Genomic DNA, 21,143 nt, shown 5'->3' on the forward strand with positions numbered 1-21,143 from the left:
GTGAAAAAACCGCGCAAGTGTAATGGGCGGGCCCGGATACCGCTCTCAGAGCCGCTCTATGCGCTGGTCGGCGACGTGGCGCAACTGGTCCTGCGTAACGCGATCCGGCGCGATCTCGGCAAGCGGAAGCAAGACGAAGGCACGCTCGGAAATACGCGGATGCGGAAGCTTCAATGCCTCCGTCGCCATCACCGCGTCGCCGTGAAAAAGCAAGTCGAGGTCGAGGGTTCGTGGCGCATTCCGGTACGGTCGCTCACGGCCCGCGCCAAGCTCCAGACGCTGAAGTTCGCGCAGCAACGCCTCCGGCTCCAACCCCGTTTCGAGCTCGACCACGGCGTTGATGAAATCCGGCCCAGTCGCATCGACGGGCGCGCTGCGGTAAAGCGACGAGTGCGCGACGACGCGCGTTTCAGGCAAGGTGCCTAGGTCCGCCATGGCGCGCAGCACTGCTGCACGTGCATCGCCGAGGTTCGCGCCGATCGCGACGTGCGCGCGATTGGTCATTCCGCCGCGCTGCTGGCAGCATCGCCACCGCTGCGCGGCTTGCGCCGGCGGCGACGCTTGCGCGCAGGCGCCAGGGCGACTTCACCGTCGGGTGGCAATGCGGCATTCGCCTCCGCAACCGGCGAGGCCACTGGACGGGCCCCGGCTGCTCCGCCGGATCGCGGCGCCCGCTGTCGAACCTTCTTCTGCTGCTCGTCGCGGACCTGGTCCATCAAGTCCTGCCGACGCATGTCGTCGGCCGTGCTGAATTCCTGCCACCACTCGGCAACGGCCTCGCCGATCTCGCCGACGTCAGCGCGCAGGCGCATGAAATCGAAGGCGGCGCGGAAGCGCGCCTGTTCGACCAGGCTGTACGGCGTGGCGCCGCTGCGTTTGTCGAAGCGCGGCTGCATCATCCAGATCTCGCGCATGTCGGCCCCGAGCTTGCCACGGCCGGATACATCGCCGATGCGCGCGTTGAACACGTCGTCGATCGCGTCCTGGAGCGCCGGGAACGGAGCCGTCGGTCGTTCTCCGCCGCGCGGCTGCATGCGCTGCGCCCAGCCGTCCCGGACGTCGGCCCACAAGACGCACGCGAGCAGGAAGCTCGGCGCCACGGGCTTGCCCTCCGCCACACGACGATCGGTGTCCTGCAGGGAGGCACGCACGAAGGGTTGATCGGCCCGCTCGACCACGATGTCGAGCAAGGGATAGATCCCGGTCGACATGCCGAGCGCACGGAGCTGCTCGATGGTCGCGACCGAGTGCCCGGTCTGCAGCAACTTGAGCATTTCATCGAACAGCCGGCTTTGCGGCACATCGGCGAGCAGCTTGCTCGACGCCACCAGCGGCGCCGCCGTCTTGGCCTCGAGCTTGAAGCCGAGCGCCGCCAGCTTGGCGGAGAAACGGATCGCACGAATGATGCGAACAGGGTCTTCGCGATAGCGCGTGGCCGGGTCGCCGATCATGCGCAGCGTGAGCTTCTTCGCGTCCCGGATGCCGTTGTGATAGTCGACCACGATCTGGCTCGCCGGGTCGTAGTACATCGCGTTCACCGTGAAGTCGCGCCGCGCGGCGTCTTCTTCCTGCGGACCCCAGACGTTGTCGCGCAGCACGCGGCCACTGGCGTCCACAGCATGCTTCATGCCGGCCAGTTCGCCCTTGCTGGTGCGTTCGTTGCCGGCGACTTGCTCGGCGCCGTTGCTGTCCATGTAGGCACGGAAGGTCGAGACTTCGATCACCTCGTGCTCACGGCCGCGGCCGTAGACGACATGGACGATGCGGAAGCGCCGGCCGATGATGAAGGCGCGTCGAAAGAGGCCCTTGACCTGCTCCGGCGTCGCATTGGTCGCCACGTCGAAGTCCTTCGGGCGAAGGCCGAGCAGCAGGTCGCGCACCGCACCGCCCACGATGTATGCCTCGAAACCGGCCTCCTGGAGGGTGGTCACCACGTTCTTGGCGCGCTCGTCCACCAATGCAGGGTTGATGCCGTGGACCGATGCCGCCACTTCCTGGCGCTTGCCGAAACGGGTCTTGCCGCGCGTCGCGGCGCCGCCGGACTTGCCGAGGAGCTTGTCGATGAATTGCTTGATCATTGGATGGAGGGATTCGGCGCTCGGCGCCTCATTCATTTTCGAGCATCGACCGGATCAGGGGGATCGTGATCGCGCGCTGTGTCTGCAGGGCGTAGCCATCGAGCTGCGTGAGCAGTTCCATGAGGCTTCCGAGGTCGCGGCTGAAGCGGTGGAGCATGTAGTCGAGTACGTCGTCCGACAGCATCACGCCGCGATCGTCCGCCGCCTGACGCAGCACCGCGCGGCGCTCGGCCTCGCTCAGCACCTGCAGGTGAAAGACATGGCCCCAGCCGAGGCGAGTGCGCAGGTCCTCGCGCAACGGCAGGTCTGCCGGGGGCACCGCGCCCGCCGCCACGACGCCGCGCTGCAGGCTCTGGGCATTGACGAACCAGTTGAATGCCGCGTGCTGCTGGACCGCCGTGTACAGGTGAACGTCATCGAGCAGGATCGCGCCCCAGCGATCGTCGAACTCGGGCGGATCGGCAATGCCGGGATGCAACCAGCCGGCGCTCGCCCCCTGGTCTTTCAGCGCGGCCCGCACCCCTTCGAGCAGATGTGTCTTGCCGCTACCGCTTTCGCCCCAGAGGTAGGTCGGCACCGGCGAATGGACTGTGGGCGAGCGCCCGTCGCCAACCCATAGCGCCAGGTGCCGCAACGCCGGCTCGTTCGGCCCGGCGAAGAAGCCCGCCAGCGTCGGACCGCTCGCCAGGCCGATGTCCAGCGCGAGCTGCTTCATGCCCGACATGCCCGAGCTGCCCGGGACGGCTGAGGTGACGCGGATGACGCGAAATAAAGGTTCATAGGACAGTGCAGAACGCCGCGCGGCTGCCGGAAGGCGCTCGCCCCTTTCCGGGAGGGGGTGGCGCAAGTTCACGGCATGACCCACCCTGAGACGGTCGGTGGATCGGTGAGCGCCCTTAAAATCGTGTGGAATTCTATCGGCCCGACCGTCTTGGTTGCCGGCATCATTGTCCTCCTCTCCTTCCGCCCTCTCCTCCAGTCCCGGTCAGCCCATGAACTCCAACTCCACCACTCCGCTCAGCTACAAGGACGCCGGCGTCGACATCGATGCAGGCGATGCGCTGGTCGATCGCATCAAGCCGCTCGCCAAGAAGACGATGCGCGAAGGCGTGCTGGCCGGGATCGGCGGGTTTGGCGCCCTCTTCGAAGTGCCCAAGCGCTACAAGGAACCCGTGCTCGTGAGCGGCACCGACGGCGTCGGCACCAAGCTCAAGCTGGCCTTCGAATGGAACATGCACGACACCGTCGGCATCGACCTCGTGGCCATGAGCGTGAACGACGTGCTCGTCCAGGGTGCCGAACCCCTGTTCTTCCTCGACTACTTCGCCTGCGGCAAGCTTGACGTCGATACGGCCGCGGCCGTCGTCGGCGGCATTGCACGGGGCTGTGAGCTCAGCGGCTGCGCCCTCATCGGGGGCGAGACCGCCGAGATGCCCGGCATGTACCCGGCCGGCGAATACGACCTCGCCGGCTTCGCCGTCGGTGCAGTCGAGAAATCGAAGATCCTGACCGGCCAGAACGTGAAGCCCGGCGATATCGTGCTCGGCCTGGCTTCCGCCGGCGTGCATTCGAACGGCTTCAGCCTCGTACGCAAGGTGATCGAACGCGCGGGCACGTCGATTCCGGCCACGCTCGACGGCAAGCCCTTCCGCGAAGCCGTGATGGCCCCGACCCGTCTCTACGTGAAGCCCGTGCTTGCGGCGCTCGAAAAGCACCCGATCAAGGCGCTGGCCCATATCACCGGTGGCGGCCTGCTCGAGAACATCCCGCGCGTACTGCCTGACGGCACCGCGGCCCACCTGCGCAAGGGCAGCTGGCCGCAGACTGAGCTCTTTGCCTGGCTCCAGAAGGTGGCCGGCATCGACGACATCGAGATGAACCGCACCTTCAACAACGGCATCGGCATGGTGGTCGTGATCGACGCCGCCGAAGCGGCCGCCTGCGCCGAAACGCTGCGTGCCGCCGGAGAGACTGTGTATGAAATCGGCGCAATCGCCGAGCGCGGCACCAGCGCCGCCGTCGTCGTCGCTTGAACAACCCGCCCGGGTGAGCGAACCGTTCGCCGCCGCGTCACGACCCGTGGTCGCGGCCAGCTACCTGCTGATCGCCGGTGCTCTGCTCCTGATCATGTGGCAGGGGCTGCTGCCCGGCCTGCTCTGCGTGTGCATCGGCTTCCTCGGCACGCGCTGGATCGCCCGCATGCTGGACGCGACCTTGCGGGGCTCCAGCAAGCTCAGCGCCAACGACCCGGCCTGGACCATGACCCGGCGCTTCGCACGCGTCGTGGCGGCCTCGGTCGTCATGCTGGCGCCGATCGGCCTGCTGATACTCGGCTTTGCCGAAGCGCGCGAGTTCGTGCTCGATGCGCCCGATCAATACAAGGAGCTGCTCGATTTCGTCGCCCGCACCATCCTTGAGCTGCGCCTCAAGCTGCCGGCCGAAATCGCCACCTATTTGCCGGAAGGCGCTGCCGAAGTCCAGCGCACGGCTGCGAGCTATCTGCGCGCGCAGGCGGGATCACTGGCACTGACCGGCCGCGCGTGGCTCGGCGGCCTGCTCTTTGCCTATGTCGGCCTGATTGTCGGCTCGCTCGCGGCGGTGGCGAACCAGGCCCCTTCGCGCCGGCCGCTGGCCCGCCAGCTTCGCGAACGCATCATCCTGTTCGGCGAGGCCTTCGGCCAGATCGTCGCCGCGCAGTTCTGGATCGCAGCCTTCAACACCCTGCTGACCGCGATCTTCCTGTTGTTCCTGCTTCCAATGTGGGGGATGGAACTGCCCTACACGCCAGCGCTGATCACCCTGACTTTCGTCGCCGGGCTCGTGCCGATCGTCGGCAACCTGGTCTGCAACATCGTCATCACGCTGGTTGGCCTGTCGGTCTCGCCGATCGTCGCGTTGGCCTGCCTTGCGTTCCTGATCCTGATCCACAAGGCCGAATACCTGATCAACGCCAAAGTCGTCGGCAGCCGCACGCAGATGTCGGTGTGGGAACTGCTGGCGGTGATGTTCGTGGCCGAGGCGGTCTACGGACCGGCCGGGCTCGTGGCGGCGCCACTCTTCTACGCCTATCTCAAGAAAGAGTTGAAGGCGGCCGAGCTGGTCTGAGCACGGCGATGTCCTGAATTGATCGATTGAGGTCCGACCGGGTGCGGACGAGTCGGCTTTTATCGCCCGAAAATCCGGCGCATCATCCACATGCTTTACCGGAGTTTTCGCTCATGAAGACCTGTCTCATTGTGATCGACGTCCAGGAGTCGTTCCGTCATCGTCCGTTCTTCACCGATCGCGATGTGGCGCTGTACCTGTCCGCCCAGAACGCCTTGATCGCCGGCTTCGCCGAGGCCGGCGCGCCTATCGTGAGGGTCTTCCACAGCGACGGCCCCAAGACGACCGAGAACCCCTTCGCGATCGAATCGGGTCACGTTCGCCCGCTCGAGGGCCTCGCGGACTTCCAGGCCGCAGCGACCTTCACGAAGAACCGCCACAGCGCACTTGTCGGCACGGGGCTCGACGTCTGGCTCACGCGAAATCACATCGACCGCATCGTCATCAGCGGCATCCGCACGGAGCAATGCTGCGAGACCACCGCGCGCCATGCGTCTGACATGGGCTGGCAGGTCGACTATGTCACCGACGCAACGCTGACTTTCGACATGACACAGCCCGACGGTCAGCGTCTTCCGGCGAACGACATCAAGATCCGCACGGCAACGGTGCTGCAGGGACGCTTCGCGACGCTTTGCAGCGTCGGCGAAGCGCTAGACCGGCTCGACGAGAAGATCGCGGCATGAACACGCCCACTCGGACCCGGCGCGTTGCGATCCTGGCGTTCGATGACGTCGAGGCGCTGGACCTCGCAGGGCCCTACGAGGTCTTCACGACGGCCACCCGCATGCAGCTGCGGGGCGCGCCGTCCGCCCCGCCCCTCTTCGAAGTCGCCTGCGTTGCGCGGACGAACGCACCCGTGCGCATGCGGGCAGGGTTGTCGATCTTGCCCTCCTTCACCTTCGCGGACGCACCACCGCCGGACGTGCTGATCGTGCCGGGCGGGGTGGTCGACGGGGCCATGGCATGCGTCGAAACGATCGGCTGGATCGCCAACGCGAGCAGAGAGGCGGAACTCGTCGCGTCCGTCTGCACGGGCGCATTCCTGCTTGCGGAGGCCCGGGTCATCGAAGGTGGCCCGGTCACGACGCACTGGGAAGACATCGCTGACCTGCGCCAGCGCTTCCCGAAGCTCGAAGTCCAGGAAAACGTGCGCTGGGTCGACCGCGGACGGATCGTGACTTCGGCGGGCATCACCGCCGGAATCGACATGAGCCTGCACCTAGTGTCGAGACTTGCCGGCGAGGCGCTCGCGCAACGCACCGCAAAGCAGATGGACTTCGCATGGACGCGCCTCGCCCCCTAGATGACCAGCCGATCCGCGTGGTCTTCGCGCTGCTGCCCCAGAGTCTCGTGCTCGACTGGGCGGGGCCTGCCGAGGCGCTTCGCATCGCCAACCAGTTGCTCGTCGCGAGTGGCCGGCCGCCGCGGTTCGAACTGGTATTCGCAAGCCCGGAACCGACTTCCGTCAGTTCGGTCGGCGTCACGCTCTCGGGCTTGCAGGCACTGCCATCCGAGTGGGACTTGCCATCGTGGGTCGTGCTGGTCGGTATGCCGGGCCGGACGATTTCCGTGGACAACCCGCCAGCGCAGGCACTGCTGCATTGGCTGCGCGGGCTGCGGCTCGAAGAGGGTCGCCTCGAACTCGTGACCATCTGTGCCGGCACGCTGCTCGCAGCGCACGCCGGCCTTGTCGCGGGGCGGCGAGCCACGACTCATCATCATCACCTGGACGAGCTGCGCGACATTGATGCGCGGTGTGACGTCGTCTCCAACCGCGTTTTCGTGCTCGATCCGCCCCTCTACAGCAGCGCAGGCGTGACGACCGGCATCGATCTGGTGCTGCACCGCATCGCAGAGACGTGTGGAGAGCCGCTCGCTGCGCGCGTAGCGCAAACCATGGTGGTCGCGATGCGGCGCGGGCCGCAGGACCCTGAACTCTCTCCCTTCCTCGCCTACCGGAACCACCTGCATCCCGCGTTGCACAAGGTGCAGGACGCAGTCAGCGAACGGCCACAAGCCGACTGGAGCGTGCCTCGAATGGCCGATGTCGCGCACACGTCTCCTCGGCACTTGACGCGGCTCTTCGTGGAGCATGCCGGTGTGGCACCACTGGCGTACCTGCGGCGCCTTCGGCTCGCGGCGGCGCAGGTGGCATTGCAATCCGGCGCGAACGTCACGCGCGCAGCGGAAATCTCGGGCTTCGGTTCGGACACGCAGTTGCGCCGCGCATGGCGACAGTTCGGCCTGGCTGGCTCACCCTCGGCCGCGACGCCTCGCCCTTCGTAGCGCGAGCTAGAGATATCCGCAGAAGCGCAGGATGTGGCCGTCCGGCTCGCGGATCGCGAATTCGCGCAGGCCCCAGGGCTGAGAGACCGGCGGCTCGATCACGTTGACGCCACGCTTCACGTACGCGTCGTGCAATCCGTCGACATCGCGCCCGACATGGATCACGATCTCGCCGCGCCACGGTTGGGCATCGCGTCGGCCGCATTGCCACAAACGGATGTAGACGGGATCCCCATAGGTTCGATCGCCCTTCTTCACCCGGGCATAGCTCGGCGGCTCGCCGGCGATGAAATCAAGTTCGAAGCCGAGCACATCGCGGAAATAGCGTGCAGCGCGTGCCGCATCCGTCACCGGGAGCACCGGCTGGATGCCATGGAACTCGTGAAGCGTGCCGAGGTCGGCCGCCGGCGCCATGCTGCCCCCACCCTCGACACCGGGCGAGTCGTGCCCGCCTTGACGCGGGCCGGCTGCCGGCTGCGATCCCATCAGCTCTCCGCGCGCCGCAGGGCGGCGACCCGCTCCGCGATGGTGTCGATGTCCAGCGCTTCGTCCGCATGCGCGAGATAGGTCTCGAGATCACGAACCGCGGCGGCCGAATTGCCTTGCTCCGCATGGGCCAGGCCGCGATCACGGTATTCGCCCCACGCTTCGGGAAACAGTGCGACCAGACGGTCCTGCACCGCAATCGCGCGCTGCCAGTCTTCCTGCGCGTGATGGATTTCCTTCAGGTTGCGCAGCATGCGCCCAATGATTTCACGCGGCGTGGCCGGCTGGAGATACAGGCCCAGCGGCACATCGAAGTCGCCCACGAGTCCGTTGCTGCGCTTGTAGGGTTCGAGCCGCTCGCTCAACTCCTCGCGCGACAGCGATTTTCCAGTGAACGGGTCGATAACCACCTGCCCCTTGGGCAGCGTGACCTTGAGCATGAAGTGCCCCGGAAAGCCCACGCCGCGCGCCTGCAGGCCGAGGCCATGCGCAAGCTCCATCCACAGCACCGCGAGCGAGATCGGAATCCCGCGCCGCGTCCGCAGGACGGCATTGAGATAGCTGTTGTCCGGGTCGTAGTAGTCGTTGACGTTGCCGCCGAAGCTCAAGTCGTGAAAGAAAAACTGATTGAGCGTCCGCAGTCGATGCAGCGGCGCGGCGTCGGCCGGCAAGCGGCGCTTGAGGCGAGCAAGCAACTGGTCGACGTCGCCGAGCACCTGCTGAACGTCGAGTTCGGGGTATTCGTCCTGCGCGATGCTCGCCGCCGCCTCGAGCAAAGGAAACTGCTCGTCACTCTTGACGAGCGATTCGAAATACTCGAGAGCAGTGGGCGCCTGGAAGCTGAACGTCATGTGGCTTTGTAGAGGAGCAATGGGGGAGCGTCAAGGCGGCCGACACTGAGGTCGCGAGGTCCGTGATCAACGACGCACGAAACTGCGCAGTTTCACGCCGACCACGGCGAGCACTCCGAAGTAGAGCACGCCAGCGCCGACAATCAGCGCCGCCAACAGGCCGATGCGCTGCAGGCGCGCCTCGCGAAGCGCAATCCAGTCGAAATGCCGCGCCCCCCACAAGAGAAGGACGGCAAGAACCAGCGTGCCGATCGTCACCTGGAGCAGGAACTTGCCCCAGCCCGGCTCGGGCTTGTAGCTGCCGCGCCGGATCAATCCGATCAGGAGCCATACGGCATTGACCATCGCGCCGATGCCGATCGTGAGCGTGAGCGCCGCGTGTTGCAGAAGCGGCACGAGCAGGAAGTTGAGTGCCTGCGTGAGCACCAGCACCCCCACAGCAATCAGCATCGGCGTGCGCATGTCGTGCTTGGCGTAGTAACCGGGCGCAAGCACCTTGATGGCCACGAGCCCGACCAGACCCACGCCGTAGCCCATCAGCGCAGCTGTGGTGCGACGCACGTCCGCCTCGCCAAATGCACCGTTGTGGAACAGCACCGCGACCAGCGGCTGCGAGAAGACGAGCAAGGCCAGTGCGCACGGCACGGACAGCAGCACCACGAGGCGCAGGCCCCAGTCCAGCATCGACGAGTACCGCGCATCGTCCTTCGCAGCGCGCGCGCTCGCCAGTTGAGGCATCAACACCACGCCCAGCGCCACGCCCAGCAGCGCGGTCGGGAATTCCATCAGGCGGTCGGCGTTGGTGATCCAGGTCACGCTGCCGGTCGCCAGGTGCGATGCGATCTGCGTGTTGATGAGCAGCGAGATCTGCGCGACGCTGACACCGATCAGTGCGGGAAGCATCAACCGGACGATCTTGCGCGTCGTCGGGTCGGCCCACGCTTCGCGGATCGCGGCGAAGCTGACGCCGATCCTCGGGAGCATGCCGAGGCCGCGCAGGGCCGGAATCTGGATTGCAAGCTGCAGAATCCCGCCAATCATCACGCCTACGCACTGTGCGTAGATCGGTTCGATCCCCATGCGGCGAAGCCATGGCGCGCCGAGCACGATCGAGAGAATCAGCGCCACGTTGAGCAAGACGGGCGAGGCGGCTGGCACCGCGAACTTGCGCCAAGTATTGAGGACGCCCCCCGCCAGCGCCACGAGGGACATGAAGCCGATGTAGGGGAACATCCAGCGCGTCATGACAACGGCGGCATCGAAACCGTCCGGCTTCAGGCCGCTCGCCATCGCCCAGACCATGACGGGGGCGCCGATCACGCCCAGAACGCAAATGACGACTAGCGTCCAGGTCAGCAGCGTGGAGACGTGATCGACCAGCTTTTTCGCGCCTTCGTCGCCCTCCTCCGTCTTCGTTGCCGCCAATACCGGCACGAAAGCCTGGCTGAAGGCGCCCTCACCGAAAACGCGGCGAAACAAGTTCGGGATGCGAAATGCGACGTAGAAGGCGTCGGTCATCGCGCTCACCCCGAAAACGGAGGTCATGAGCACGTCGCGGATGAGGCCCGTCACCCGGGAGGCGAGTGTCAGCAGCGAAACGGTGGAGGCGGATTTGAAGAGAGACACGGCCCGCGAGTGTATGGGTACCAGCCCGGGCGCCCGCGGAAGGGGTTGGAGTAGCGACACGAAGTGCGCGAAGCCCGGGGACGATATAATGGTCGGCTTTGCTGCAACATCCACAGACACTCAAGGAATATCACCGTGGCATCTACCAAGCCCAAGAAAAAGAACCCGCGCCTCGCGTCGGGCCGTAAGCGCGCCCGTCAGGACGTCAAGCTCAACGCTGCGAACACCTCGCTGCGCTCCAAATACCGTACCGCCGTGAAGAACGTCGAGAAGGCCGTCCTGGCCGGCGACAAGACCAAGGCGGCTGAAAACTTCGCGAAGGCCCAAAGCGTCCTCGACACCGTCGCTGACAAGGGCATCTTCCACAAGAACAAGGCTGCTCGCGACAAGAGCCGCCTGGCAGCCAAGGTCAAGACCCTGGCCCTCGCCGCCTGACACTTTCAGGCAAACAGCCCGGACTGGTTCGCTGGTCCGCCGTTTGATCCGGGTGCGCTGCAGCAAAGAAAAAGAAAAACCGCCTTCGGGCGGTTTTTTCATGGACGCTCCGTTTCTGGAGTCTTGAGCGGGTAGCCCCGGTTACTTTTCGGTCACGACCGGCGGCTTGGCGGGCGCCCTGACGGGGGCTTCGGGTGCGTCCGGAACGAGGCAGGCTTCCGCCACCTGCAGGTTGTTGTCCTTGGCGAAGTTCACGCAGAAATCCCAGGCCATCGGTTCTGCGTCACGCAGCTGGCGATTGACGACCACGCACTTGACGCCATTGATCACGGTCGGAACGCACCACGGCGAATAGCTCAGGTGGCTCCCCGGCTGCGGTCCACCCGGGCGGAACGAACACATCACGCCGGCCAGCCGTTCGGCCCAATCGCTCGGGCGAAAGGTCCGGCCATCGTGGGTGATGCCCTGAATGAAGATTTCTTTGGCGTTGGGAGAGACCATCGGTCGGCTTGGCGGGTTGAATGCACGGGCTCGTGCTGCGCCGCACAACCGATTCTATCCGGGGGTCCCGTGCGCGACATACACAGGGGCATTGGTGTGATGCGCAATCCTCAATGAACGCGTCAAAACGGACGCCTAGAATCCGCCTTCCCTTTTCCGGAGATACGCATGAGCGCCACTGCCGCCCCCTCTTCGCCCCATGTCATGAACACTTACGGCCGCCTGCCGATCGCGTTGTCGCACGGTCAAGGCTGCCGAGTCTGGGACACCGAAGGCCGTGCGTACCTCGACGGCCTGGGCGGGATTGCCGTCAATACGCTGGGCCACAACCATCCGGAGTTGGTCCCCGCCCTGCAGGACCAGATTTCCAAGCTGATCCACAGCTCCAACTACTACCACGTGACCGGCCAGGAAAAGCTCGCGACCAAGCTGACCGAGCTCTCCGGCATGACCAACGCCTTCTTCTGCTCCACCGGCCTGGAGGCCAATGAGGCGGCCCTCAAGCTCGCGCGCAAGTTCGGCCACGACAAGGGCATCGAACGGCCCGAGATCGTGGTTTACGAGGCCGCCTTCCACGGCCGCAGCATCGCCACGCTCTCGGCAACCGGCAATCCGAAGATCCAGAAGGGCTTCGAGCCGCTGGTCGAGGGCTTCATCCGGGTGCCGCTCAACGATATCGAGGCCCTGAAGAAGGCCACCGAAGGCAATCCGAACGTTGTCGCCGTGATGTTCGAAACCATCCAGGGCGAAGGCGGCATCCACCCGATGCGCTGGGAATACCTGCGTCAGGTGCGCCAACTGTGCGACGAGCGCGACTGGCTCATGATGATCGACGAGGTGCAATGCGGCATGGGCCGTACCGGAAAGTGGTTCGCGCACCAGTGGGCCGGCATCACGCCGGATGTGATGCCGCTGGCCAAGGGCCTGGGTTCCGGCGTTCCGGTCGGCGCGGTCGTCGCAGGCCCGCGCGCCGCCAACATCTTCGGACCCGGCAACCACGGCACCACTTTCGGCGGCAATCCGCTCGCCATGCGCGCCGGTATCGAAACGATCCGGATCATGGAAGAGCAGAAATTGCTCGAGAACGCGGCGAACGTCGGTGCCCACCTGAAGGCTGCGCTGGAGCGCGAACTCGGCGGCGTGGCCGGGGTGAAGGAAGTCCGCGGCCAGGGCCTGATGCTCGGCATCGAACTCGACCGCCCGTGCGGTGTGATCCTCAACCGCGCCTGTGAAGCCGGGCTGCTGCTCAGCGTGACCGCTGACAGCGTGATCCGACTCGTGCCACCATTGATCCTCAGCATTGCCGAAGCGGACGAGATCGTCGCGATCCTCGCCCCGATCGTGAAAGCCTTCCTCGCGGAACCTCAGCCATGAGTCAGACGCCTGCCATCAAGCACTACCTGCAGTTCTCGGACTTCGCCGCGGACGAATACGCCTACCTGTTCACGCGCGCCGCGCTGATCAAGAAGAAGTTCAAGGCCTACGAAAAGCACCAGCCGCTGGTCGACCGTACGCTGGCCATGATCTTCGAGAAGGCTTCGACCCGAACGCGCGTGAGCTTCGAGGCGGGCATGTACCAGCTCGGTGGCAGCGTTGTGCACCTCACCACCGGCGACAGCCAGCTCGGACGCGCCGAGCCGATCGAGGACAGCGCGAAGGTCATCAGCCGCATGGTCGACCTCGTGATGATCCGCACCTTCGAGCAGACCAAGATCGAGTCCTTTGCGGCGCACTCGCGCGTGCCGGTGATCAACGGTCTGACGAACGAATTCCACCCCTGCCAGATCCTCGCGGACATCTTCACGTACATCGAGCATCGCGGCTCGATCGCCGGCAAGACGGTGGCATGGGTCGGCGACGGCAACAACATGGCCAACACCTGGCTGCAGGCCAGCGAGATCCTCGGCTTCACGGTGCACGTGAGCACGCCGAGCGGCTACGAGGTCGACCAGTCGATCGCCGGCATCCGCTCCAGCGACAGCTACAAGGTGTTCAAGGACCCGATGGAAGCCTGCCGCGGTGCCGATCTGGTCACCACGGACGTCTGGACCAGCATGGGCTACGAGGCCGAGAACGAGGCCCGCCGCGCCGCTTTCGCCGAATGGTGCGTCGACACCGAGATGATGCGGGTCGCGCAGCCGGATGCCCTATTCATGCACTGTCTGCCGGCACATCGCGGCGAGGAAGTGGAGGCCGAGGTGATCGACGGTCCGCAATCGGTGGTCTGGGACGAGGCCGAAAACCGGATGCATGTGCAGAAGGCGCTCATGGAGTACCTGCTGCTCGGGCGGCTGGCCTGAGCCGGCGGTGTTGGAAAGTACCGACACCGAACCCCCGTTCATCGCGCTAAGTTCGCGCCATGGACGCAAGACTGTGGGACATCTCGCCGCCGGTACATGAAGGTGCGCCGGTGTTTCCCGGTGACACGCCTTACCGCCAGCGCTGGGTCGCGACGATTGCGCCGGACTGCCCCGTCAACGTCAGCGAGATCACGCTGTCACCGCACATCGGCGCGCACGCCGACGCACCGGTTCACTACGACCCCGGTGCCGCGACGATCGGCAGGGTCGACCTCTCGCCCTATCTGGGTCCGTGCCGCGTGATCCATGCGATCGGGTGTGGTCCGCTGATCGAGTGGGCGCACATTGCACATGCGGTCGACGCACTGCCGCCACGCGTCCTCGTTCGCACTTACGAGCGCGCACCCATCGACCGTTGGGATCCACAGCTCGCCGCCTTTGCGCCCGCCACCATTGAGCGCCTGGCAGGGCTCTGCGTGACCCTGATCGGCATCGACACCGCAAGCATCGATCCGGCCGACAGCAAGACGCTTGACAGCCATCAGACCATTCGCCGCCTCGGCCTGCGCGTGCTCGAAAACCTCGTGCTCGACGACGTGCCCGAGGGCGACTACGAACTCATCGCACTGCCGCTGAAGCTGATGGACGCGGATGCCTCGCCGGTGCGCGCGGTATTGCGCGAACTGGCGCTGCCGGAACCGCGGGCGTAAGCTATTCGCAAGAACGCCCGGGATCGAGGGCATGAAACGGAGGTAACCGATGTTCAGTGACGACGACCTCGCCCAACTGCGCACGCACGGTGTCGTGCTCTTCGCCAAGCGCGTGATCTTCGACGCGCAGCCGCCGATGTCCGCAGAGCAGATCGCGGCCGTGCAGAGCGTCTGCGCAGGGCCGATTCCGCCGGATCTTCTTTCGCTCTGGCGCGTCACCGCCGGTGGGCGGCTGGACTACGACCTGCACCTTCACATGAACGGCAACGAGGAGTCGTTCAGCTGGAACGAGCTTTTCTGGAACGGCAGCGACACCTACCACGACCTGCAGGGATGGATCGATCACGAACTCCAGGGCGCGAGGGATGCGGCCGCCGAAAGCGCCGAGGCATGGGACGGCAAGCTCACCCTGCTGCCCTTCGGCGGCTTCGAGTACTGCGATCGCGTCTACGCGGTGGTCGAGTCCGGCGCCGACTACGGACATGTCCTCGCATGGAAGCAGGGCCTGCCGCAAGCCTGGGCGCACGAGATGCACGAAGACGGCATGACGACCGTCGCGCATGATCTCTACGCCGCGTTCGACGCACTGCGCCTCGACGAAGACCCTCTGGAGCCCGCCGGCGAATACTTCACCGGGCAGGCGCTGCTCGAATACCTCGACGATCGGCACCAGGAGGACGGACTGCCGATCGAGCTGATGGACAAGGTGGTCGCCTTCTACCGCCAGGCGATGGTGGACTGGCGCACGCCGCTAGCCAACGGTACGCTGGGCGACAATGGGCCGCTCTCGCGCATCGCACTTCGTCACGCAGTCGCGACCGATGACGAACAGCTCGTGGCAAAGCTGCACGCTGCAGGTGTACCGCTCGCTGGCCCCTTGAGCGGCAGCGCGATCGCGACCGATCTGGCGATCGGCCATGGGGCGCATGCTGCCGCAGCGGCGCTGGTGCGCGCTGGTGCGCCCGTGGCCCCCGATGCGCTAGACGCCATCGACAGCGCAATTTCTCCTGAACTGGCCGACCTGCTGCTCACGCATGGCGCGCAGGCCAGCCCTACGGCCATCGCCGAATGCGTTGCCTGCGGGGCGCCCGCCGCGGCGCGGGTCATCGCCAGCGCCTATGCGCAGTCGCACGACGACCTCGCGCCCGCCTACGCCGCCGCACGGGACGAAATGCTCGCCGATCTCGAATCCTCGCTGGTCGAAGTCCGGGAAGGCCGGCTGACGCACTATCTGGGCTTGGCGGGCCTGACCCGGCGCGCGGATCACCTGCGCAGCTTCAGCCTCTGAATCAGGCGTCGTAGAGCCAGGGAACGTCGAGCAGCTTGGCGCCGAGCATGCGCAGCGCAGCGTCGCGGCCGATGCGCACGAGGCCGGTCGCGTGGAAGATTTCGCCGTTGCGCCGCGCACGCGCCTGCACATTGGCGTTTCGCTCCCAGCGCTCGGCCGCATAGCGCGCGAAGGCCGCGGGCACTTGTGCTGCGGCACCGCCGTCGAGCGCATCCGCGAGCGCGACGGCATCCTCGATGGCCATGCCCGCGCCCTGAGCCAGATACGGCAGCATGGGGTGCGCCGCGTCACCGGTCAGGGCGATGCGTTCGCCGGCCATCTGGTGCGGGCCGGTAAGCGGCGGCCGGTCATTGAGCGTCCACGCACGCCATCCAGGCACGGCTTCGAGCAATGCCTGCAGTTCCCCGCAGGTACGCCCGGTGGCCTGCTGCAGGGCGGCGAGACTCGTCGAGCGGTCCCAGTCGCGCGCATCGCCTTCGGGCGCGGCCTCGGCCAGCACCACGACATTGAGCGCATCGCCCCGCCGCACCGGGTAAGACACCGCGTGCAGCCGCGGACCGAGCCAGACGTCGATGCGCGTGCTGCGCAGCGCGGCCGGAAGCGCCGACTGATCGACCATTGCGCGCCATGCCGTATGCCCTGTCGCGCGCGGCGGTGACGCATCGTCGATGACGCTGGGGCGCACTGTGCTCCAGAGGCCATCGGCCCCGATCAGCGCATCGGCTTCCCAGACGCGCGAATCGGCGCTGGCCGCGCAGACGGCATCTCCGCGCGCGGTGACCTGCGCCACGCGCGCACCGGTGGTGAGCCTGACAGCCCCGCTGCCGCGAACCGCAGCAAGCAGCAGCGCATGGAGATCCGCACGGTGAACGCAGAGATACGGCGCGGCGTAGCTGTGCAGCATCGCGTTGCCGAGCGGAAGACGGGCTATCTCGTTCCCCACAGTGGCACTGCGCACCACCAGGGCTTCCGGCCTCGCCGCGATGCGCATGAGGCCTTCGGAAACCCCGAGCGCCTGCAGTCGCCGGGTGACGTTCGGCCCTAACTGGATGCCCGCGCCGACTTCCCCGAAGGCCACCGCCTGCTCCAGCAGATCGACGCGATGGCGCCGACGCGCGAGCGCCAGCGCGCTTGCGAGGCCCGCGATGCCGCCTCCCGCAATCAGGACATGTGCCGCCATCGACCCGCGCACTCAGTGGGAGTGCGGCACGGATGTCTTGCCTGCTTCAGTCGTTTTGCCCGCCGGAGTCGAACAACTGCCGCAGCTATCGCACGAACCGCAGCCCGAAGTCTTGCCCAGCGAATCTGCGAGCCGGCCGGCGCGCTCCGCGTCGACAAGCCCGGCGCGTTGCGAGCCGGCGGCCACCTTCGCGGCCATACCCCGGCGCCAGCTGCCGGGCATCCAGCGCCAGACCGCGTAGATTGCGGCCAGCGCGACGATCAGAGTGACGACGATTTGTTGTGCCATCTCATCCTCCTGTGAGAGCCAGGGCCACCCGATAGGTGATCCAGCACGCAATGTAGGCGAGTCCGAACAAATAGCCAGCCATGATGAACACGTAGCGCCATGAACCGGTTTCGCGCTTGACTGTCGCCAGCGTCGAAATGCACTGCGGCGCGAAGACGTACCAGACCAGGAGCGAAAGCGCGGTTGCCAGCGACCAGCTGCCCGCGAGCAGCGGCTCCAGCTGCCCCGCGACGTCATCGCCGGTGGCTGAGAGCGCGTAGACGGTGCCCAAGGCGCCCACCGCCACTTCACGCGCAGCCATGCCGGGCACGAGCGCAATCGAGATCTGCCAGTTGAAGCCGATGGGCGCGAAGATGTGTTCGAGCCCGCGGCCGATCATGCCGGCCAGGCTGTACTGGATCGCCGGCCCAGTCGCACCTTCCGGCGGCGATGGGAAGGTCGAGAGGAACCACAGCAGGATCGTGAGCGTGAGGATGATCGTGCCCACGCGCTGGATGAAGATCCACGCACGCTCGTAGAGGCCCAGCGCAAGATTGCGCAGGTTGGGCCAGCGATAGGCCGGCAGTTCCATCATCAGCGGCGAGTGCTGTTTGCTGTCGCGGAAGCGCTTCATCACCCACGCCACCGCCATCGCCGAGACGATGCCGAAGACGTAGAGCGCGAACAGCACGACGCCCTGGAGATTGAACACGCCACCCACGGTGCGCGCCGGAATGAAGGCGGCGATCAGGAGCGCATAGACGGGCAGGCGCGCCGAGCAGGTCATCAGCGGCGCGATCATGATCGTCGTGATCCGGTCGCGCCAATTGGTGATCGTGCGCGTCGCCATCACGCCGGGAATCGCGCATGCGAAGCTGGAGAGCAGCGGAATGAAGGAGCGGCCCGACAAACCCACCGTGCCCATCACGCGGTCGAGCAGGAAGGCGGCACGCGGCAGGTAGCCTGAATCTTCCAGCGCAAGGATGAAGAGGAACAGGATCAGGATCTGCGGCAGGAACACGATCACCCCGCCGACGCCGGCCACGATGCCATCCACCAGCAAGCTCTGCAGCATGCCTTCGGGCATCGCGCGCTTGAGGAACTCGCCGACCGCGCCGGTAGCGTCCTTGATGGCGTCCATGGGCACTTCGGCCCAACTGAACACCGCCTGGAACATCAGGAACATCGTGATCGCCAGCACCAGCATGCCCCACAGCGGATGCATCACGACACGGTCGATGCGATCGCTCGTTGCGAGGCTGCCGACGGGCTCTTTCACCGCCACGGAAAGAATGCGGCGCACTTCGCGCTGGGTGTCGAGCACCTCATCGAAGCCCGGCGCGTGCCATGCGCGCGGCACGGCAGCGGTCACCGGCGCATCGAGCGCTTCGACCAGCGCACGCGCGCCATTGCTCTGCACGCCGACGGTCTCGATCACCGGCACGCCGAGCTCGCGCGACAGCGCCGCGGTGTCCACGGTGATCCCCTGCTTCCTCGCCATGTCGGTCATGTTGAGCGCAACCACCATCGGCAGTCCGAGCCGCTTGGCATCGAGAACGAGTCGCAGGTTCAGGCGAAGGTTGGTGGCATCGGTGACGCACACCAGCAGGTCGGGCGGCGCCTCGCTGCTCTTGCCGGTGACCACGTCGCGCGTGACCGCCTCATCGGCAGACAGCGCATTGAGGCTGTAGGCGCCGGGCAGATCCAGCACGAACACCCGACGGCCCGAAGCGGTGCGCAGCGTGCCTTCCTTGCGCTCGACGGTCACACCCGCGTAGTTGGCGACCTTCTGCCGGCTGCCTGTGAGCAGATTGAACAGCGCGGTCTTGCCGCAATTGGGGTTGCCCAATAGCGCAATGCGCTCGGGCGGGCTCGACACCGACGCAGCGCCGGGCTTGAACGTGAGCGTTGCTTCAACCATGGCGAGCCGCTCCCGGTGTGACGCGGATCATCGCGGCCTCATGCCGGCGCAATGCGAACGTCGTGTGGCCCAACCGCACAGCGAGCGGCTCGCGCCCAGGCACGCCATTGGCGACGATGCAGACCGCCTCGCCGGGAACAAATCCGATCTCAGTCAGCCGCAACGCCAGTTCGCGATCTTCGGGGGTATCCGGCCGCGCCACATCGAGCACCGTGGCCCACTGACGATTGGGAAGTTGATGGAGGCTGATGGCGGCGAGGGCCGCGCCGGTCGAATTGGTCACCCGCAGAGTCCAGGAGTCTTCAAAAATGAGAATTATTCTCGAAAACAGAGGGCGTTGGGCGGATCTTGGCCGAAGCCATCACGCGAGCAGGTAGAAATTCCGAGGCTTCGCCAGAACTTTCCCGGGACTCCACAGGCATGCTGCCGAGCGCGATTGCGCGTTACGTCTGGCTACACATGACAGAATCGCCAAAAAAGTCAGGGAGCCCAGTGAACCATTTCATCGCCATCGATGGGCAACATCGTGCCAGCCCATCCAGAAGCCCAATCGGACTCTTCGCGTCCGGCAATCCGCATCTCCTGAGTTCCAGCAGCCGGTCATGACCAATGCCGCGCTGACGCATGCCCTGCGGGGCAGCTTTGCCCTGTCCGCCGTTATTGCACTGACAGCCTGCGGCACGCCACCCCCGTCCGATTTCTCCGGCGATTGGCGCCCGGTCAATCGCTACCAGCAGGCAACCGCAGAAATCCCACTGTCGCCGGCCTACCTGTTCCATGCCACGCCCATCGACGGAACGTTGAAGACGATGCTCGAGCGCTGGGCGAGGGACACGGATCTCGAACTCGCCTATACCAAGAGCAGTCGTCAGATTTCAAGCAAGGTTTCGTCCGCGCTTCGGGAAGGACCGGACGCTCTTGAGGCTGCCCGCCTGGAAGCGCTTGAAGGCAAGCCTGAACGACTGGCCGAACTGATGTATGGCGGTCGCATGGGGAACAACGATCCGGGTGACGGCTACAAGTACCGGGGCCGGGGTTACATCCAGTTGACCGGCAAGCATGGCTACACGGAGGCCGGCAAAGCGCTTGCGCTTGACTTGGTCGACAACCCGGAGTTGGCGGCCGATCCTGAGAACGCTTCGAAAATCGCCGTGTGGTACTGGAACAAGCGGGTGCACAACGTCGCTCCTGAAAGCGTCACCGGCGCAACCCGCATCATCAATGGCGGCACAAACGGTCTAGAGGATCGCAAGTCGCGCTTTGTCGAATGGGACAGCAAACTTACGCCCGAAGTTGTAGCGCGGTTGCGCACGGCCGTCGGTCACGAGGAAGTGCCCGACATGTTGGGCGAGGTTGGCCGCAGTGAAGAGGTGCATCGCAAGAATGCAAACTTAAAGCAAGGAGACCGCGGAACGCTCGTCATCGACCTGCAGCGCCAACTCAACGCGCTGGGATCGACAGACAAGCACGGCCAGCCTTTGACGTTGGACGGACACTTCGGGCCGACAACCCACCATGCACTGCAAAGCTTTCAGCGCGATCACGGCTTAGCGCCCGATGGAGTCGTAGGCCCCAAGACGCTCAACGCGATGCGAACGCCCTCGCACCACGAGAACAGCGACATCGCCGCGGCTCAGATCAACGAAGCAGGCCATCCCGGCTTCACCATGTTCCGTCAGGCTCTCGCAGGTGTGCAACAGCTCGACGCCCAGCATGGGCGCGCTTCTGACCTCCATAGCGAACAGATCAGCGCATGCCTCGCCGTAAAGGCTTGGGGCGAAGGAATGCAACGAATCGACCACGTCGCCCTCGGCACAGACGCGACGCGCATTTTCGCAGCGCAAGGCGCGTTGAACTCACCGTTCAAGCAAGTAGCGGGTGTGACCACGATGGACGCGTTCAATACGTCGATCGCGCAAAGCACGCAAGACTGGACGGTCGTCACGCGACAACGCAGTGACCAAACCTCGGCGCGAACGCGGGACCTGCAGGCACAGGATCAGACCCGAGACATTCGAACACTCGCGCACTGATCGGGCCCGTCCGAGTCCGGTCGCCAATCGCCGACTCACCACACCAAGAACGAGACGAGCGTGCTTCGCACGC

General features: G+C 65.7%; 22 protein-coding genes. 11 read left to right on the forward strand and 11 right to left on the reverse strand.

The genetic code is table 11. The features are described 5' to 3' along the window. Positions 1-45 precede the first annotated feature (45 nt). The 3 genes from folK to hda are packed head-to-tail and all read right to left on the reverse strand — an operon-like array spanning position 46 to position 2,793. Positions 46-504 (reverse strand): 2-amino-4-hydroxy-6-hydroxymethyldihydropteridine diphosphokinase, encoded by a 459-nt coding sequence (gene folK, locus FHW64_RS18770; RefSeq protein WP_184528895.1) that lies wholly within the window; start codon positions 502-504, stop codon positions 46-48. Further along, positions 501-2,078 carry a polynucleotide adenylyltransferase PcnB gene (gene pcnB / locus FHW64_RS18775; RefSeq protein ID WP_184528897.1) on the reverse strand — a complete coding sequence of 526 codons (1,578 nt, stop codon included), beginning with the start codon at positions 2,076-2,078 and terminating at the stop codon, positions 501-503. The genes folK and pcnB overlap by 4 nt, the downstream gene beginning before the upstream one ends. A 28-nt stretch (positions 2,079-2,106) precedes the next feature. Beyond that, positions 2,107-2,793, reverse strand: a complete 687-nt coding sequence (gene hda, locus FHW64_RS18780; RefSeq protein ID WP_184529229.1) for a DnaA regulatory inactivator Hda — start codon at positions 2,791-2,793, stop codon at positions 2,107-2,109. A gap of 277 nt (positions 2,794-3,070) precedes the next feature. Between hda and purM the strand changes: the two genes are divergently transcribed. From purM to FHW64_RS18805, 5 genes are all read left to right on the forward strand, one after another. Beyond that, a complete protein-coding gene (purM, locus tag FHW64_RS18785) occupies positions 3,071-4,111 on the forward strand; it encodes a phosphoribosylformylglycinamidine cyclo-ligase (RefSeq protein ID WP_184528899.1) in 1,041 nt (346 codons plus the stop codon). After that, a complete protein-coding gene (locus FHW64_RS18790; RefSeq protein WP_221210367.1) occupies positions 4,056-5,183 on the forward strand; it encodes an AI-2E family transporter in 1,128 nt (375 codons plus the stop codon). Before purM ends, FHW64_RS18790 begins: the two co-directional genes overlap by 56 nt. A gap of 113 nt (positions 5,184-5,296) precedes the next feature. Continuing rightward, the gene (locus tag FHW64_RS18795; protein ID WP_184528901.1) at positions 5,297-5,869 is read left to right on the forward strand and encodes an isochorismatase family protein; all 573 of its coding nucleotides are present in this window, start codon (positions 5,297-5,299) and stop codon (positions 5,867-5,869) included. Further along, positions 5,866-6,489: a DJ-1/PfpI family protein gene (locus tag FHW64_RS18800; protein ID WP_184528903.1), complete on the forward strand. Its 624-nt coding sequence runs from the start codon at positions 5,866-5,868 to the stop codon at positions 6,487-6,489. The genes FHW64_RS18795 and FHW64_RS18800 overlap by 4 nt, the downstream gene beginning before the upstream one ends. Further along, on the forward strand, positions 6,468-7,472 hold the full coding sequence (locus tag FHW64_RS18805) for a GlxA family transcriptional regulator (protein WP_184528905.1): 1,005 nt from the start codon (positions 6,468-6,470) through the stop codon (positions 7,470-7,472). Before FHW64_RS18800 ends, FHW64_RS18805 begins: the two co-directional genes overlap by 22 nt. 6 nt (positions 7,473-7,478) lie before the next feature. Here FHW64_RS18805 and FHW64_RS18810 read toward each other — a convergent pair whose 3' ends face one another. From FHW64_RS18810 to murJ, 3 genes are all read right to left on the reverse strand, one after another. Beyond that, positions 7,479-7,958 carry a VOC family protein gene (locus FHW64_RS18810; protein WP_260305384.1) on the reverse strand — a complete coding sequence of 160 codons (480 nt, stop codon included), beginning with the start codon at positions 7,956-7,958 and terminating at the stop codon, positions 7,479-7,481. Further along, on the reverse strand, positions 7,958-8,809 hold the full coding sequence (locus tag FHW64_RS18815) for a SirB1 family protein (RefSeq protein ID WP_184528907.1): 852 nt from the start codon (positions 8,807-8,809) through the stop codon (positions 7,958-7,960). The genes FHW64_RS18810 and FHW64_RS18815 overlap by 1 nt, the downstream gene beginning before the upstream one ends. Positions 8,810-8,875: 66 nt before the next feature. Further along, positions 8,876-10,435, reverse strand: a complete 1,560-nt coding sequence (murJ, locus tag FHW64_RS18820) for a murein biosynthesis integral membrane protein MurJ (protein WP_184528909.1) — start codon at positions 10,433-10,435, stop codon at positions 8,876-8,878. 135 nt (positions 10,436-10,570) lie between these two features. Here murJ and rpsT point away from each other — a divergent pair, with 135 nt between their 5' ends. Further along, a complete protein-coding gene (gene rpsT, locus FHW64_RS18825; protein WP_093160785.1) occupies positions 10,571-10,870 on the forward strand; it encodes a 30S ribosomal protein S20 in 300 nt (99 codons plus the stop codon). A gap of 141 nt (positions 10,871-11,011) precedes the next feature. Here rpsT and FHW64_RS18830 read toward each other — a convergent pair whose 3' ends face one another. Continuing rightward, positions 11,012-11,371: a DUF3579 domain-containing protein gene (locus tag FHW64_RS18830; protein ID WP_184528911.1), complete on the reverse strand. Its 360-nt coding sequence runs from the start codon at positions 11,369-11,371 to the stop codon at positions 11,012-11,014. A gap of 168 nt (positions 11,372-11,539) precedes the next feature. Between FHW64_RS18830 and FHW64_RS18835 the strand changes: the two genes are divergently transcribed. Genes FHW64_RS18835 through FHW64_RS18850 form a run of 4 tightly spaced genes read left to right on the forward strand, consistent with a single transcriptional unit; the run spans position 11,540 to position 15,669 of the window. Next, on the forward strand, positions 11,540-12,745 hold the full coding sequence (locus FHW64_RS18835) for an aspartate aminotransferase family protein (protein WP_184528913.1): 1,206 nt from the start codon (positions 11,540-11,542) through the stop codon (positions 12,743-12,745). Continuing rightward, positions 12,742-13,671: an ornithine carbamoyltransferase gene (gene argF / locus FHW64_RS18840; protein WP_184528915.1), complete on the forward strand. Its 930-nt coding sequence runs from the start codon at positions 12,742-12,744 to the stop codon at positions 13,669-13,671. Before FHW64_RS18835 ends, argF begins: the two co-directional genes overlap by 4 nt. A gap of 59 nt (positions 13,672-13,730) precedes the next feature. Beyond that, positions 13,731-14,381, forward strand: coding sequence for an arylformamidase (gene kynB, locus FHW64_RS18845; protein ID WP_184528917.1), 651 nt, complete (start codon positions 13,731-13,733; stop codon positions 14,379-14,381). Positions 14,382-14,430: 49 nt separating this feature from the next. Continuing rightward, positions 14,431-15,669, forward strand: a complete 1,239-nt coding sequence (locus tag FHW64_RS18850; RefSeq protein ID WP_184528919.1) for an SMI1/KNR4 family protein — start codon at positions 14,431-14,433, stop codon at positions 15,667-15,669. A 1-nt stretch (position 15,670) separates the two neighbouring features. Here the strand turns inward: FHW64_RS18850 and FHW64_RS18855 are convergent, their stop codons facing one another. The 4 genes from FHW64_RS18855 to FHW64_RS18870 are packed head-to-tail and all read right to left on the reverse strand — an operon-like array spanning position 15,671 to position 19,320. Continuing rightward, positions 15,671-16,849: an FAD-dependent monooxygenase gene (locus FHW64_RS18855; protein WP_184528921.1), complete on the reverse strand. Its 1,179-nt coding sequence runs from the start codon at positions 16,847-16,849 to the stop codon at positions 15,671-15,673. Between the two features lie 12 nt (positions 16,850-16,861). After that, positions 16,862-17,137, reverse strand: a complete 276-nt coding sequence (locus FHW64_RS18860; protein WP_184528923.1) for a DUF6587 family protein — start codon at positions 17,135-17,137, stop codon at positions 16,862-16,864. Position 17,138: 1 nt separating this feature from the next. After that, on the reverse strand, positions 17,139-19,037 hold the full coding sequence (locus FHW64_RS18865) for a ferrous iron transporter B (RefSeq protein ID WP_184528925.1): 1,899 nt from the start codon (positions 19,035-19,037) through the stop codon (positions 17,139-17,141). Beyond that, positions 19,030-19,320, reverse strand: coding sequence for a FeoA family protein (locus FHW64_RS18870; protein ID WP_311733332.1), 291 nt, complete (start codon positions 19,318-19,320; stop codon positions 19,030-19,032). The genes FHW64_RS18865 and FHW64_RS18870 overlap by 8 nt, the downstream gene beginning before the upstream one ends. Before the next feature lie 319 nt (positions 19,321-19,639). Here FHW64_RS18870 and FHW64_RS18875 point away from each other — a divergent pair, with 319 nt between their 5' ends. Next, the gene (locus tag FHW64_RS18875) at positions 19,640-21,070 is read left to right on the forward strand and encodes an XVIPCD domain-containing protein (RefSeq protein ID WP_184528927.1); all 1,431 of its coding nucleotides are present in this window, start codon (positions 19,640-19,642) and stop codon (positions 21,068-21,070) included. Positions 21,071-21,143 lie beyond the last annotated feature (73 nt).

Source organism: Variovorax sp. Sphag1AA (assembly GCF_014192575.1).
Taxonomy (GTDB): Bacteria; Pseudomonadota; Gammaproteobacteria; order Burkholderiales; family Burkholderiaceae_C; genus Variovorax.